We start from the raw sequence: 14,465 nt of genomic DNA on the forward strand, positions 1-14,465 counted from the left end.
CAAAAATCCATTCAGAAAACTTTCAGCTAGACTTCAGGTTGGCCTCATCTTCATCCCTTAAAATAGGTTCGACTTGTTGAGTGTAAAGGGCCGTACAAGCCCCGACGCTTGTTGGCGGAATACATAGGTTGGAGGGATTCGATTGAAGAAGAAGTGGTTATGGATCGGGATTGGAGCCGGGGTCATTATCGCGATCGCCCTGATTTTGATCTTAACGATTCCGAACAAACCGAAGCAAGCAGCGACACCCGTTCAGAATACGACGCGGGTCAGCAAAGGCGACATTACGGTCAGCGTCTCCGGTTCCGGTTCTACCGTCTCTACGGAGAGCGAAAGCGTCCGCACGAAAGACGAAGGCAAAGTCAGTGAGGTTCGCGTAAAGGCGGGAGATATCGTAAAAAAAGGACAGGTGCTGCTTACGTTTGAAGGCACCGATAACTCCGATAACCTCAAAGCGCAGCAATCCTCCTTGGAGTCGCAACAATTGGACCTAGTCGATTTGCAGGAGCAGTTTAAGCGTCAGGTGCAGGAAGGAGCCGATGAACAGACGCTAAACGCCACGAAAAAGTCGATCACCAAACAGGAGCTGAACATCGGCAACACCGAAACGGAGATTGCCAAGCAGAAGGAGGATATGGTGCCCCCTGACCCGTTAACCTCGCCGATCGACGGCACCGTCACGGCTGTCAATATCACGGCTGGCGAACAGGCCAAAACCGGTGCCGAACTATTCGTCATTAACGATTACCAGAAGCTGAGCGTCAAGATTCAAGTCGATGAACTGGATATCCCTAGCGTCAAGGAGGGGATGAAGGCGACCGTACAGGTCGATGCCCTTCCGGATCAGACCTTTGAAGGCACTGTCTCCGACATCGCCGACGAAGGGACTGCCTCAGGCGGCGTATCGTTATTTGACGTCACGATTGCACTAAACGATTCTGAGGGCGTGCGGGTAGGCATGTCGGCGGAAGCGACGATTATCACCGAGGAAAAACAGGACGTTTTGACCCTGCCGATCGAGGCGGTTCAGCAGCGGGGCGGCCGGTACGTAGTCTTGTTAGCGGGAACCGAAGCCGGCACAGAGAACGCAGCCGCGGGTGTGGCGAACCCGGCCGAGGGTGCGACCGGCGCCGGTCGGACGGGCCAGCCCGGGGCCGCACTGGACGCCGAAGGAACGCCGCCGCAAACCAGTTCCGGTACCCGAAGCAGCGGTGCCTCGGAGGCCCCGGCGAACCGCCAGGGCCGGGGCACCGGAGCCGCCGGGGGGGCCGGTGGCATGGGAGGTCGCATGCAAGTCGTAGAGGTCGGCGCGCATAACGAAACGTTAATCGAAATCGTCAGCGGATTAACTGAAGGCCAGGAGGTCATCATTCCTACTGTGATCAGCAACTCCTCCGGTTCCGCCAACCAGCAGCAGCAGACAAGAATCCAGAGCGGATTTGGTGGAGAAAGTGGATTTAGCGGCGGTAGCGGCGCTGGGTTCGGCGGAGGTGCGGTGCCCGGCGGAGGCGGGTCTGCCCCCACCGGCGGCGGAGGTGGATTTGGCGGCGGAGGTGGCAGATAATGGCCCTAGCACATCCCCCGCTGATTGACGTGCAGAACCTTGGCCATGGTTATCGCATGGCCGGTGAAATGATGACCGTGTTAAGCGAGATCAGCTTCCAGGTCGGGCACGGCGAATTCGTGGCCATTATCGGTCCGTCCGGCTCCGGCAAATCCACGCTGATGAACATGCTGGGCTGCCTGGACGTAGCGAACGAAGGCACTTATCTGCTCGACGGACAGGACGTTCGCAAGCTATCCGATAATAAGTTGGCGACGATTCGCAACGAGAAGATCGGGTTCATTTTTCAGCAGTTTAATCTGCTGCCCAAATTAACCGCCTACGAAAATGTCGAGCTCCCGTTAATCTACCGCAATGTTCCGCATAAGGAGCGGAAAAGATCCGTCGAGGAGTCGCTCCGTCTCGTCGGCTTGGACGACCGGATGCACCACCGCCCGTCCGAATTGTCGGGCGGGCAGCAACAGCGGGTGGCGATCGCCCGAGCGATCGCCGGCGCGCCGCCGATGCTCCTTGCGGATGAACCGACCGGGGCGCTCGACAGCAAAACCGGCGTCGAGGTGATGGATAAAATGAAGGAACTGAACGCGCTGGGCCATACGATCATCATCATCACCCATGACCTCTCCATCGCCGAGCAAGCCAAACGGCTCATTCGGATTCAGGATGGACGGATCGTCGAAGATCGGGGGAACCCGGCATGAACCTGCTGCAAAGCGTCAAAATGGCCTGGAAGAGCATCGCAGGCGCTAAGATCCGTTCTTTTCTCACTATGCTTGGCATCATCATCGGCGTCTCTTCCGTGATTACGCTCGTCTCTGTGGGGCAAGGCACGACGTCGCAAATTACCGATCAGCTTGAAGGTCTGGGAACCGATCTGCTCACGGTAAATATCATGGGCCGGGGCAGCGCAACCTCGCTCTCTTTCGAGGAGGCGATGGCTTTGGGAGACCTCGATGGAGTGAAAGCCGTATCGCCCGTGATCAGCGGCTCCGTCACCGCCAAGAAAGGGACAACCAACGATACCCTATCGATTGAGGGCATTGCCCCTTCCTACGAGGAGGTTCAGGATTTCCACGTCCAAGCCGGTCGTTACATCATCGACATGGACAACGAATTCCGCATGAAGGTGGCATTGATCGGCACGGAAGCAGCCAGCACTTACTTCGGTACCGACAACCCGGTCGGACAAACGATTCAGCTTAACGGGAGCCGCTTCACCATCGTTGGTTTGCTGGAGTCGAAGGGCTCGAGCTTGACCGCATCCAACGACAATAAGCTGTTGATTCCGATCGCCACGGCGGAGCGCTTTCTGCAAAGCCGCGGCGTGCGTTCGATTACGGTCCAGGTGCAGGACACCAAGGAAATCGATACGGTCAAAACCTCGCTGGAAGCTGACTTGGACAAGAAGTTCCAGAACGCCGACAACGCCTACAGCATCTTTAACTCTCAAGAAATGCTTGATACGTTGAACTCGACGACCCAGATGCTGTCACTGGCTCTCGGCGGCATCGCCGGCATCTCGCTGCTTGTCGGCGGCATCGGGATCATGAATATCATGCTTGTGTCTGTAAGCGAGCGTACACGAGAAATTGGCGTACGCAAAGCGATCGGCGCCAAGAAACGCGACATCTTGATGCAGTTCATGGTCGAATCGACGGCGCTCAGCGGCTTCGGCGGTTTAATCGGAATCGCGTTGGGCTACGGCGCCTGCGCATTGATTGGACACTACTCAGCTTTGACGACAACCGTCTCCTTTCCGATCGTCCTCATCGCTTTTGGCTTCTCCTTGTTCATCGGCGTCGTCTTCGGGATGATTCCGGCCAACAAGGCGGCCAAGCTTCGCCCGATTTACGCGTTGCGCACCGAATAAGCGAAGAAAATAGCGAAAGAATACAATATTTTAGGTTAGAAAAGTAAGGAATTTATGCTATATATTAAAATAGAATTCGAGGGGGAAGGAAGAGAAAACATTGAGTTTAATTGAGACAAGAGGACTGCGGAAAGTGTTCCGGCAGGCGGTCAAAGACCCAGGACTGTCTGGTGCGGTGAAGCATTTGTTTACCCAACGGTACAAGGATAAATGTGCCGTTGAAGGGATCGATTTGAGCATCGAGGAAGGGGAGAGCGTTGCTTACGTCGGCCCTAACGGCGCGGGAAAATCGACAACGATCAAAATGCTCAGCGGCGTGCTCGTTCCTTCCGACGGCGAGATCACGGTTGACGGGCTGGTCCCCTACAAGCAAAGGATGGAGAATGCCCAACGGATCGGGGCGGTCTTTGGCCAGCGAACGCAGCTTTGGTGGGACATCCCGGTCCGGGAATCGCTGGCATTGCTGAGAGATATCTATCAGGTTCCGACTACGGTGTTCAAGAAAAATATGGATGCTTTTTCGGAACTGCTTGGGATGGAGGACTATCTTCACCTATCGGCCCGCAAGCTGTCGCTTGGGCAAAGGATGCGTGCCGATTTGGCCGCCGCCCTGCTGCATGATCCGAAGATCGTCTACCTCGACGAGCCGACGATCGGGCTCGATGTTGCGGTGAAGCATCGGATTCGTGATTTTATCAAAGAGATGAACCGGGAGAAAGGAACTACGATCCTTCTGACCACACATGACCTCGGCGATATTGAGGATTTATGCGAGCGTCTGGTCATCATTGATCAGGGCAGAATCATATACGACGGCAAATTGCAAGAAGTGAAAGACGCATTTGCCCAGGAGCGTACCCTACATATCCAATTAAGCTCGCCTTTGTCGGATGCGGAGAGCTTGTTTCGGGACTTGCCGGAAGTAAGCGTTAAACGGACAAACGACGGCTCGGAGGCTGCGTTTTCATTATCGATCCGTTTTAACCGTTTTCGCAGCACGGCCAGCGATATCGTCAAACGGGTCATGAGCCATGCGGAGGTTATCGATTTTCGCATCGATGAGCCCAGTATCGAAGAAATCATCCGCCGCGTTTATGATGGACAGCTGGATGCGGCGGAGTTGGCCGCTGCTGGGAAGGGAAGTGCTTAATACTATGGTACCGGCCTTCAAGAAATATATCACACTTGCACTTTGTTCTATGCAAAACACACTGGCTTACCGGCTCTCATTCATCTTAAATTTCTTATCCGGCTTTATCGGGTTAATTGCAATGTACTTTCTCTGGCAGGCCGTTTATATCGGCAGGGATCAGCTCTCCGGCTTTACATGGGAGCAGATGCAAGCTTACTTGCTGGTCACGTTCTTCGTAAACTCGATGCTGTCCTATTACTCCGAATCGAGTATTACAAATAAAATCATCGACGGCAGCGTGATGATGGACCTGCTGCGTCCGATCCAATTCCAAAAAGCCAGACTCGCGGAAACCCTTGGCTCCTGCGTGTTGGAAGGGCTGTTGAGCTGCATCCTGATTGGACTTGCGGCGATATTCACCTTCGGCATTACCTTGCCGCATGACGTTTGGACTCTTACGCTGTTTGCCTTAAGCCTGCTTTCCTCCATTCTGTTGAAATTTTGTATCGTCTATTTGTCTGCTTTGCTCTGCTTTTGGACCACCAGCGGTTTCGGCATTTATTGGGCCAGAGTCTCCATTACCAACCTGCTATCCGGCGCGCTCGTGCCGCTGGCATTCTTTCCGGGCTGGCTGCAATCCTTCGCCATGGTACTGCCTTTCCAGGGGATTGTGAACACGCCGGTCATGATCGGCCTCGGGATGAGGGGGAGCTTCGAAGCGCTGGAACTGATCGCAATACAGCTGGGCTGGATCGTCTTGCTCTGGCTGTTAGGCAAGATGCTGTGGTCCCGGGCCATCCGGCAAATTACGATTCACGGAGGATAAGGTCATGAAAATCAGAAATACGCCTTGGCGGATTTTATATCTATATTGGCGGCTTTACAGCCAACAGCTTAAGGCGATGATGGAATACTCTGCAGACTTCTATATCATGGTGGGATCCGCGGCGCTGACCCAAATCACCGGCTTTTTATTCCTGTGGGTGGTGTTCTCCCGCATCCCGGATATTCAAGGCTGGGGGCTGTGGGAAGTAGCTTTTATGTACGCCGCGATTTATGTGTCGGAGGGCGTCGGGTCGCTGTTTTTCGAAGGTACCTGGCGGATGCTGCGGCTGATCAATATGGGAGAGCTGGATCGTTATCTCGTTCGGCCGGTTCCGCTTGTGCTGCAAATTTTCTGCACGGGAATCGGGATGAACGGACTTGGCAACATTGTGATCGGCGGGAGTATTATCGTCATGTCGTTAACTCGTATGGATATCGCTTGGAGCGCGCAACATGTGGCTATGGCTTTCCTGCTTTTCGTTTCCGCAATGACGACTCGGGTCGCCATCAATCTGGCGGCAAACTGCTCGGGTTTCTGGATTCGCAGCAGCGGGAACGCCTTCCCGATCATGATCCACAATCTCGGCGAGTTCGCCAAATATCCGATCACCATTTTTTCACAAGGCCTGCAGCTTTTTATTTCGCTTGTCGTGCCGTTTGCGTTCGTCAGCTTCTTTCCGGCGGCCGCCATATTCAGCAAGGCTCCCTGGAGTTACTGGGGTTGGCTCGGCCCGCTGGTCGCTGTCTATTTCGTCTTCCTAGCCCTGCTGATTTTACGTATCGGACTTACGAAATACGAAAGTGTGGGGAACTAAAAACAGGCATTGCTTCCCTTGCTCATGCAAGGAAGCAATGCCTATCAAATTCCTTGGAGCCTCCTCTTCTCGTTGACGCTCAGCTCACCCCGTACACCGATGCCATGCAATCCACGAACATTCGGTTGTACTCCTGCCGGGTCAGGTCCTTGTTACACTGGATATCGCGACCCAGGAACTGGTACCAGGTGATCTCGACCTGATCCTTCTTATACAGGAACCGGCCGTTCGCAAGCGAAAACTTGTCGTTTTCGAAAGATGCTACATTTCCGTAATCCAGCTTGCTGCCTTGCTGCTCCGCCACGAATGTCGCCAACAAAATCAACATTTTAAAGGGATCGTCATAGATTTCATATTGAGCGTTCAAACGGCAACCTCTCCTTTATCCGTGATTACTCTCATCGTACTCGAATTGCCTCCGATCGAAATAGCAAAATCATAAGATTCTTTTATCAAAATTATCGGCAAAACAAAAAACGCCCCGGAGCAAAGTCCAGAGCGTTTGAAGCAATCTGAAAACGCATTAGTTAAAGAAAACTCAAAAATCGATTAAACCGAGACTGATGAGCAGCGAATCATTCACTTTCTTCATCGTCTCATCGTCCAAATGCGTAATTTTATCCGTTAATCTTTGTTTGTCGATCGTTCGAATTTGCTCCAGCAAGATGACGGAATCCCTATCAAATCCGTGCGTAGCCGCGTCAATCTCAACATGGGTTGGCAATTTCGCCTTTTGGATTTGCGCCGTAATAGCGGCAACAATAGCCGTTGGGCTGAATCGATTTCCGATATCATTCTGGATGATAAGCACCGGTCTGACCCCACCCTGCTCCGATCCTACCACAGGAGAGAGGTCTGCAAAAAAAACGTCGCCGCGCTTTACGATCAATGTTTACACCCCGCTTACTAGGCGGTCCAGAGTGATGTCTGCATCTTCTTCCGCGTGGAACGCTTCGGAGGCCATGGACAAATTGATTTTTGCCATCTCCATATAGCCGCGCTGCATCGATTCCCGGATGAATCGTTTCTTCCGCTCGTTCAGATACAGCTTCATGGCCTGCCTGATCAACTCGCTGCGGTTGGAATTCTCCATCGCGACGATTCCATCGACTTCCTGCAAAAGATGATCCGGCAAACTGATCATAATTCTTTTGGTGTTGTGCATATTGGCCATCTTAAAACTTCCACCCCCAAAACCTACTCGACCCTGTTTCCTGATATCAGTATAGCATTATTCAAGGAAATTTATACAAAAGAAATATATGCCGATAGTATATCAAGTATGCTGCATTTCATTATAAACAAAAACGCTCGTGCCGTACATACCTGATCATTTCCATGTTTAGTATTCGATAGACTCGGCATAAATTCCTTCCCTCAGGAAAAGTTTTGTAGAATTTTGTCTGCCGCTCCATTCTGTCACAGCAGCGGGTTTAGCAATACGTCAGGTTCACCCTTCCGTCTGTATACCCGGGGCACTCGGTGGGCCAGCATGCAGATCAACTCGTAATGGATCGTTCCCATGGCGGAAGCCAGCTCCCCGGCGGTAATTTCCTCGCCGGCTTGCCGGCCGATGAGTACAACCTCTTCGCCGGCTTGAATTTCTTCGGCTTCCTCAGCCAAAGCTTGAAGCGATACCATACATTGGTCCATACAAATAACGCCTGCTACAGGAACGCGGCGGCCGCGTATCAGTACTTGTGCTTTGCCGTTCAGCAATCGCGAATATCCATCGGCATACCCGATCGGGAGGGTGGCAATGCGCTCCTCCTGCTGGGTGACGTATTTCGCTCCATAGCTGATGGCGGAATGAGGCGGCAGCGTCTTGACCCGTACCGTTTCGGTTTTCAAGGATAAAACCGGGGTGAGCCGCACTTGATCGCGGCGGACCTCGTCGGACGGATACAAGCCGTACAAAGCGATGCCGATGCGAACCATTTGTACTGACAGTTCCGGCATATCGATGGCGATTGCGCTGTTCCCCGTATGTATGATCGGGATACGAATTTCATGTTCCCGCAGCGCGTCCACCACACCCTGAAACCGGCGAAATTGTTCCAATGTATAGCTTTTGTCTTCCTCGTCCGCCGTGGAATAATGAGTGAACAGGCCTTCCACTTCCACCTGCGGCGCTTGCGTGGCCTTGCGTATGAAGGCGACCGCTTCTTCTCCGGGCAGCAGTCCGACGCGGCCCATGCCGGAATCGATCTTGATATGGACTTTCAGCTTATGCGGGAATTCGTCGGGATGCAGCGCTTCGATCGCCTCCAGCACTTCCATGCTGAATACGTTCAGCGTGATATCTTGCTCCCACGCGGCGCGAACCCCGTGGGGCGGCGTATACCCGAGCACCAGAATCGGCAGCTTTACACCGGCTTTCCGGAGCTCCAGCGCTTCATCCAGGAACGCGACGCTGAGGTAATCCGCGCCGATCCGTTCCAACTCCTTCGCTACGAGCACGGCGCCGTGCCCATAAGCATTAGCTTTCACACATGCCAGCATTTTCATGTCCGCCGGTTGTTTTCTTCGCAATTCCTCGAAATTGCTGCGCAGCGCGTCCAAATCAATTTCCGCACGGGTAGGTCGATACATCACTTGCACTTTCGGGTCACCTTCTCCAAAGATTGAGAGTTCAAATATCTGAGCAATAACCTAATGGTAATGTTCATGGATGCGACTGTCAATTCTGCAAAAGAACCCAATTGCGAAAGAAGGGCCGTTTTCAGTTACAACCTCGCTATAGAATAAAGAAGCGAATCGTCGGGGCCGGTGGGAGAAATCTCCCGCCGGCGCAGCCGCAATCCGCCTGTTCTGATTTTATTTACCGGTTTGGTCCTGCATCGATGCGGCGACTTTAACCATTTCGGTCACCGGCAAATTCTCGCTGGTAATCCGGAATTCCAGCCCGTCCACGGTCCAGGTGAGGGTCCGCAGCGCATCGCCGGTCAGAAGTCCCCACGTAAAGCCCATGTCGACCAGTTCGCCCGGTACGAGCGAAGCGGTGCGGTCCGGGGAACGCGTCTCCGATAGCGTAAATTGATATGTACCATCATAACGCAGCATGACGGTCGTGCGATCGGCACCTTCCACGGCTTTGTCATCCTGGTACAAGACCCCTTCCGGCAGATAAGTCGGGATAATCACGCCAAAAGGTTCGGTTAAAGCCGGTTTAGCCGGAGTTTTCGCGCCATCCGCTTCGCTGGACGCGGCATCGCCGTTAGCGCCTGCGCCCTCCTCAGTTGGCGTCTTCTCCACGAGCATGCCGTTCTCATCGACTTCCAGCAGCGTGCCTTGAGAATCCTGAGCCGCCGTATCCAGATTGTGCTGCATGTCAAACGAGTTCTTGTCGAACTTGGCATCGAAGTCGAATTTATCGAATTTCACTTCGACGACGACTTTCGCCTCGGCATCGGATACCTGCACTTGCTTCGGCGCATAGTCATCTTTGGCCAGCCAAATTTTTTGCCGCACTAAGGCATGGGTGTTGTAATTGGCCGCGACTTCGAAGATGTAGTTCTCCTTATCGCTTTCGAATTGCCGCGAACTGTCGCTCAAAATGCTGCGAGCCAGCGTTTGGTACAGATACACCTGACCTTGGTTCTCCGGCCAGTCGCTTTGGAAGCGGAAGCTCTTGTTCAGGCTTGGCGTCAGCACGAACACTCCTTGTTCATTGCGGAGCACGATTTGTGTGACGTCCTTCTGTGCATTCGTGAGTGCGATCCGGTAGAACGACGGGTTTTGATACCAAACTTCCACCTTGTACTCCTGAGGCTTGTCACCCGTATAAAGCGTCATCGTGCCTGAACCTTGATAACTCTCCAACTGGGCAACCACTTTGTCCAAATCCTTGACGACGCCATCGGCGTCCTTTTTCCCGCATGCAGCCAGCACGAAGCTTAAGGCTATCACGATGGTCAGCATCCACGTGAAACGGCGCATGAGATCATCCCCTCTGCAGTTTGATTTCCTAAACTGATACATGTCTATGAGGGAACTTGGCCGATTATGCAGACTAGCCCCAGCAGGGCGAAGACAAGTTGCCGAATGCAGGTTACCCTGCCGCAAATGCAGTTTACCGATTACGGTATTGCGTATGCAAAAAACAGCGTGCTATGGTTAACTCACCAACTCATTTCACAGCGGATGTGGCTTACCCCGAACCCCGAGGAGTGAAACCTTTGAAATTGATTATTGAACAATCCCTCGACCACGAGGACGTAGAAATTACGATCAAATGCCAGCTGATCGACGCCGATTTGGAGAAACTGATCGCCCAGATACGGCTGTATGGTTTTTCCATCATGGGCAAAAAGGACGGTGCCGTCCATCCCCTGCGACCGGAAGATATCTTCTACTTCGAATCGATCGACGACAAGACTTTTGCTTATTGCGAGAAGGACGTCTACGATTGCAGCCTGAAGCTTTACGAGCTGGAGCAGCAGCTAGCTAAAGCCGATTTCGTTCGGATCAGCAAAAGCTGCATTATGAATATTGCGATGTTATCCAGCGTGAGAGCCCTAATTAACGGGCGTTTCGAGGCTCGCCTCCAAAACGGGGAGAAGCTGGTCATTAATCGCCATTACGTGCAGGGATTTAAGGAAAAATTCAATTTTTAGGAGGGCTGAAGGATGACCCAATTTAAAACCTACTTCACGATCGATTGCATCTCGTTTACGTTCGTTATTTTGATTTTCTCAGGTTTGTCACTGCTGGATCTGCTCCCTTCCTTAACGACCCTGATTGCCTTGCAGATTTTTGCTATGACGACATGCATCACCTTCTTAATGACGCTTACCAATCGCATCCCCTGGAAGAGCCTGTGGCCATCCATCCTTGTTGATATCGTGACCATGTTGTTTTCGGTATTTGCCATCGGGTGGCTATTTCACGTATTTCCGATGGATTGGCCCAATTTCGCGGTGATCAGCGGCATGTCGGTGGTGGTGTATTTTGCCGTATACGGCGTTCTGATCATCAAGGACCGCGTGGATGCGGATAAAATTAATCAGCAGATTCAATCCAAACATAACAAATAGTTGAAGTCGGAGGGGAATAACCCATGGGTAATATCATTGAGGTCACCGGCCTAAAGAAATCATTTGGTTCGCTGGAGGCCGTGAAGAAAGTGGATTTTACAGTGAAGGAAGGAAGTTTGTTTGCTTTTCTGGGTCCTAACGGAGCAGGTAAATCAACGACGATCGACATCATATCCACCCAGCTTCAGCCGGACGCCGGCGAGGTGATCATCGACGGGTATCGCTTGGGACAGGACGATGACCGGATTCGTTCTTCCATCGGGATCGTGTTCCAGGACAGCCTGCTGGATCCACTGCTAACGGTCGAGGAAAATTTGCAGATCCGGGGCCGATTCTACGGGCGGTCTCGTTCGGAACTCCAAGCGGCGATCGAAGTCGCGGCAGAGACGGCGGGTGTCTTCGAATTTCTAAAGCGTCCCTATGGTAAGCTGTCCGGCGGGCAGCGTCGGCGGGCAGACATCGCACGGGCGTTAATCCATACGCCAAAAGTGCTGTTTCTGGATGAGCCAACAACCGGATTGGATCCGCAAACGCGCAAGAGAGTGTGGGAAATGGTCCTCAAGCTGCAGCGAGAACAGGGCATGACGGTATTCCTGACCACCCATTATATGGAGGAAGCCGCTCAAGCCGACTACATCACGATCATCGACCATGGTGAAGTGTTGGCTCAAGGTACGCCGCTGGAACTTAAGAACCGGTATGCTTCGGACATGCTGAGAATTAAGCCAGCGGATGACGGCAAGTTGACTGCCCTGCTAGAGGAATTGGGCCTTGCCTTCGAACGGGATGCCGCAGGTATCTACCGTATTGCGCTAAATTCTACCCTAGAAGCGCTCGGGATCCTAGACCGGTGCCGGGACAATATCGCCAACCTGGAAATCGTCAACGGAACGATGGACGACGTCTTTATTAACCTGACGGGAACGGAGGTCAGAAGCTGATGTTAAGCATCGCAAACCGAAATTTGAAAATCTTTTTTAGGGACCGCGCCGCCGTATTGTTTTCCTTGCTGGCCGTGTTCATCATTCTCGGACTCTATGTCGTCTTCCTTGGTGACACCATCGCAAACAGTCTGCCGGTGATTGAAGGGGCGTCTGTTCTGATTAATAGTTGGGTACTGGCCGGAATCCTGGCCGTCACCTCCGTTACCTCAACCATGGGGGCTTTCGGAATCATGGTCGAAGACCGCTCGCGTAAGATCCTCAAGGATTTTACGACTTCTCCCCTCCGCAGAAGCCGGCTAACCGGCGGTTATATTCTCAGCGCTTGCTCCGTGGGCGTCATCATGAGCGTAGTCACGTTTATCCTTGGGGAGTTGTACATCCTGATGCTGGACGGGGAGTTGCTGCCGCTGCTCAGTATCCTGAAGGTGCTTGGACTCATCGTGTTATCCGTGCTCGCCAGCAGCTCGATCGTCTTCTTCATCACCACGTTCCTGCGCAGTCAGAACGCCTTCTCGGCAGCCAGCACGGTGATCGGGACGCTGATCGGTTTCCTAACCGGCATCTACGTGCCGATGGGCAGCCTGCCCGAGGCGGTGCAATGGGTCATTAAGATTTTCCCGATCTCCCATGCCGGGGTGCTGATTCGTAGCGTCATGCTGGAACATCCGATGGAAGTGTCCTTCAACGGGGCCCCCGCCGAGGCACTGACGGAGTTCACGGAAAGTATGGGCGTCATCTATCATTTTGGCTCCTACCAGGTCGAGTCCTGGTTAAGCATCGTCATTTTGCTGGCGACTACAGTGTTGTTCTTCGGCTTGTCCTTACTGAGTTTGTCGCGTAAAAGCAAATAAAACAAAAGACCGGACCGGGCGTGTGAATCGCCCGATCCGGTTATTTGGTGTGCCCTGACTTAGCTATTGTTGATGAACCCTATTAACGGTAGAAAATCCAGTGGGTTGATTACCTTATCAACCCGACACCCCCGCCTGCGCCTCCCCATTCCCAGCCGCCGCTTCTCGCACGGTTAAATGGCGTTTCGCCAGCAGCAGGAACGGCACGCCGAAGGCGGCCGTCAATGCGATGATCCCAAAGATGATCAGGGATTCTGGGGCACCGAAGGCATCCAATAGGAAGCCGCCCAGCAGCGGCGCGAGCACATTGCCTAATTGGTTAAAGCCAAACATGCCGAAATACGTACCGCGCAGCGATGCCGGGGCAATGCGGTCGACCAGCACGTCAGTCATCGTAAACATCAGCACCTCGCCGATCGTAAAGATGACGACGCCTAGCAGGAACGCCCAGATCGCGTGAACCGAGCCGAACAGCAGCAGGCTGCCGGAGACGAACAAATTACCCGCGATCAGCGGCACAACCGGCGAGAAGCGGCCGGCGAACTTGACGATCGGGAACTGTACCACCAGGACGACTACCGCGTTCAGTGACAGCATGTAGCCAAACAGCTTGGCCCCGTCCTGGATACTCGGCGTCATCTCTAAGTATTGCGCCAACGTCGAGCTGAAATGTCCGTACCCAAGCACGCAGAAAATCATACCGACCAGCACATACAAGAAGGTCCTGTCCTGTCCGGTCACCTGCATCGCGCCCTTCAGGGACAGGCGCTCGCCCGCTCCATGATCCGCCGTTCCGATCTCCTTATGCAGCATAAACTGGAATACCAAAACCAGCCCGTACACCAGATAGACGAGACCGGCGAAATAGAACGCAATTCCCGAATCCGAAGCCCCCATTTGCAAACCTAGGATCGGTCCGATGACTACGCCAAGATTAATCGCTGCGTAACGCAGATTAAATACCAGCATCTTGCTTTCCTGTGGCGTGATATCAGCCAACAATGCCCGGGAGGTCGGTTCGAACAACGCACGGCACAATCCGTTTAAGGCATTCATAATAAAAAAGAGCCACACTTGATTCGCCAAGCCAAAGCCAATGAACACGAGCACCCAGCCGAAAATGGAAATGTACAGCACTCTCTTGCGTCCGATGACGTCCGAGATATACCCTCCGTAAAAGCTGGCGAACACCCCGATCAGCGAGCTGACCGCAACGACGATCCCAGTTTCGGACGGGGACGCTCCAAGGGACTTGATGAGATAGATGGATAAGAACGGAATGCTCATGGACGAAGCCATACGTCCAAAAATGGTCCCCACGATGATGGTCCACGATAAAGGGTGAATATTTCTGAGATGTGCGTTCATACGGTTTTCGCCTTCTTTGTTCACGAGTTGTACAAAACTATCTCCCTATTAAACCCGCGA

Annotated in this window: 16 protein-coding genes; 10 read left to right on the forward strand and 6 right to left on the reverse strand. The window is 53.1% G+C overall.

Going from position 1 to position 14,465, the window contains the following annotated elements; all coding sequences use genetic code 11:
* The first annotated feature begins 142 nt into the window (after nt 1–142).
* From KJS42_RS16025 to KJS42_RS16050, 6 genes are all read left to right on the forward strand, one after another.
* Nucleotides 143–1,564 carry an efflux RND transporter periplasmic adaptor subunit gene (locus KJS42_RS16025; RefSeq protein ID WP_213623429.1) on the forward strand — a complete coding sequence of 474 codons (1,422 nt, stop codon included), beginning with the start codon at nt 143–145 and terminating at the stop codon, nt 1,562–1,564.
* Complete coding sequence (locus tag KJS42_RS16030) at nt 1,564–2,265, forward strand: ABC transporter ATP-binding protein (protein ID WP_193415517.1); 702 nt, start codon at nt 1,564–1,566, stop codon at nt 2,263–2,265. The genes KJS42_RS16025 and KJS42_RS16030 overlap by 1 nt, the downstream gene beginning before the upstream one ends.
* Nucleotides 2,262–3,434 (forward strand): ABC transporter permease, encoded by a 1,173-nt coding sequence (locus KJS42_RS16035; RefSeq protein ID WP_213623430.1) that lies wholly within the window; start codon nt 2,262–2,264, stop codon nt 3,432–3,434. Before KJS42_RS16030 ends, KJS42_RS16035 begins: the two co-directional genes overlap by 4 nt.
* A gap of 100 nt (nt 3,435–3,534) precedes the next feature.
* Nucleotides 3,535–4,584, forward strand: coding sequence for an ABC transporter ATP-binding protein (locus KJS42_RS16040; RefSeq protein WP_213623431.1), 1,050 nt, complete (start codon nt 3,535–3,537; stop codon nt 4,582–4,584).
* A gap of 49 nt (nt 4,585–4,633) precedes the next feature.
* Nucleotides 4,634–5,392 (forward strand): ABC transporter permease, encoded by a 759-nt coding sequence (locus KJS42_RS16045; RefSeq protein ID WP_280516413.1) that lies wholly within the window; start codon nt 4,634–4,636, stop codon nt 5,390–5,392.
* A 4-nt stretch (nt 5,393–5,396) separates the two neighbouring features.
* Nucleotides 5,397–6,206 carry an ABC transporter permease gene (locus tag KJS42_RS16050; RefSeq protein WP_213623433.1) on the forward strand — a complete coding sequence of 270 codons (810 nt, stop codon included), beginning with the start codon at nt 5,397–5,399 and terminating at the stop codon, nt 6,204–6,206.
* A 79-nt stretch (nt 6,207–6,285) separates the two neighbouring features.
* Here KJS42_RS16050 and KJS42_RS16055 read toward each other — a convergent pair whose 3' ends face one another.
* From KJS42_RS16055 to KJS42_RS16075, 5 genes are all read right to left on the reverse strand, one after another.
* Nucleotides 6,286–6,573 carry a hypothetical protein gene (locus KJS42_RS16055; RefSeq protein WP_213623434.1) on the reverse strand — a complete coding sequence of 96 codons (288 nt, stop codon included), beginning with the start codon at nt 6,571–6,573 and terminating at the stop codon, nt 6,286–6,288.
* A gap of 171 nt (nt 6,574–6,744) precedes the next feature.
* Nucleotides 6,745–7,095 (reverse strand): type II toxin-antitoxin system PemK/MazF family toxin, encoded by a 351-nt coding sequence (locus KJS42_RS16060; protein ID WP_059046614.1) that lies wholly within the window; start codon nt 7,093–7,095, stop codon nt 6,745–6,747.
* A 3-nt stretch (nt 7,096–7,098) separates the two neighbouring features.
* Nucleotides 7,099–7,380, reverse strand: a complete 282-nt coding sequence (locus KJS42_RS16065; RefSeq protein WP_018750966.1) for a CopG family ribbon-helix-helix protein — start codon at nt 7,378–7,380, stop codon at nt 7,099–7,101.
* 245 nt (nt 7,381–7,625) lie between these two features.
* Entirely contained in the window at nt 7,626–8,807 is a 1,182-nt protein-coding gene (alr, locus tag KJS42_RS16070) for an alanine racemase (protein WP_213623435.1), read from the reverse strand.
* Nucleotides 8,808–9,023: 216 nt separating this feature from the next.
* Entirely contained in the window at nt 9,024–10,145 is a 1,122-nt protein-coding gene (locus KJS42_RS16075; RefSeq protein WP_213623436.1) for a LolA family protein, read from the reverse strand.
* 239 nt (nt 10,146–10,384) lie between these two features.
* On the opposite strand from KJS42_RS16075, the gene KJS42_RS16080 reads away from it, so the two are divergent.
* Genes KJS42_RS16080 through KJS42_RS16095 form a run of 4 tightly spaced genes read left to right on the forward strand, consistent with a single transcriptional unit; the run spans nt 10,385 to nt 13,037 of the window.
* Entirely contained in the window at nt 10,385–10,822 is a 438-nt protein-coding gene (locus KJS42_RS16080; RefSeq protein WP_213623437.1) for a LytTR family DNA-binding domain-containing protein, read from the forward strand.
* A gap of 12 nt (nt 10,823–10,834) precedes the next feature.
* A complete protein-coding gene (locus KJS42_RS16085) occupies nt 10,835–11,242 on the forward strand; it encodes a DUF3021 family protein (RefSeq protein WP_213623438.1) in 408 nt (135 codons plus the stop codon).
* Nucleotides 11,243–11,265: 23 nt separating this feature from the next.
* Nucleotides 11,266–12,183, forward strand: a complete 918-nt coding sequence (locus KJS42_RS16090; RefSeq protein WP_213623439.1) for an ABC transporter ATP-binding protein — start codon at nt 11,266–11,268, stop codon at nt 12,181–12,183.
* Nucleotides 12,183–13,037, forward strand: coding sequence for an ABC transporter permease (locus tag KJS42_RS16095; RefSeq protein ID WP_213623440.1), 855 nt, complete (start codon nt 12,183–12,185; stop codon nt 13,035–13,037). The genes KJS42_RS16090 and KJS42_RS16095 overlap by 1 nt, the downstream gene beginning before the upstream one ends.
* Nucleotides 13,038–13,154: 117 nt before the next feature.
* Here KJS42_RS16095 and KJS42_RS16100 read toward each other — a convergent pair whose 3' ends face one another.
* Nucleotides 13,155–14,405: an MDR family MFS transporter gene (locus KJS42_RS16100; RefSeq protein ID WP_213623441.1), complete on the reverse strand. Its 1,251-nt coding sequence runs from the start codon at nt 14,403–14,405 to the stop codon at nt 13,155–13,157.
* Nucleotides 14,406–14,465 lie beyond the last annotated feature (60 nt).

The organism is Paenibacillus sp. J53TS2 (assembly GCF_018403305.1).
GTDB lineage: Bacteria > Bacillota > Bacilli > Paenibacillales > Paenibacillaceae > Fontibacillus > Fontibacillus rhizolycopersici.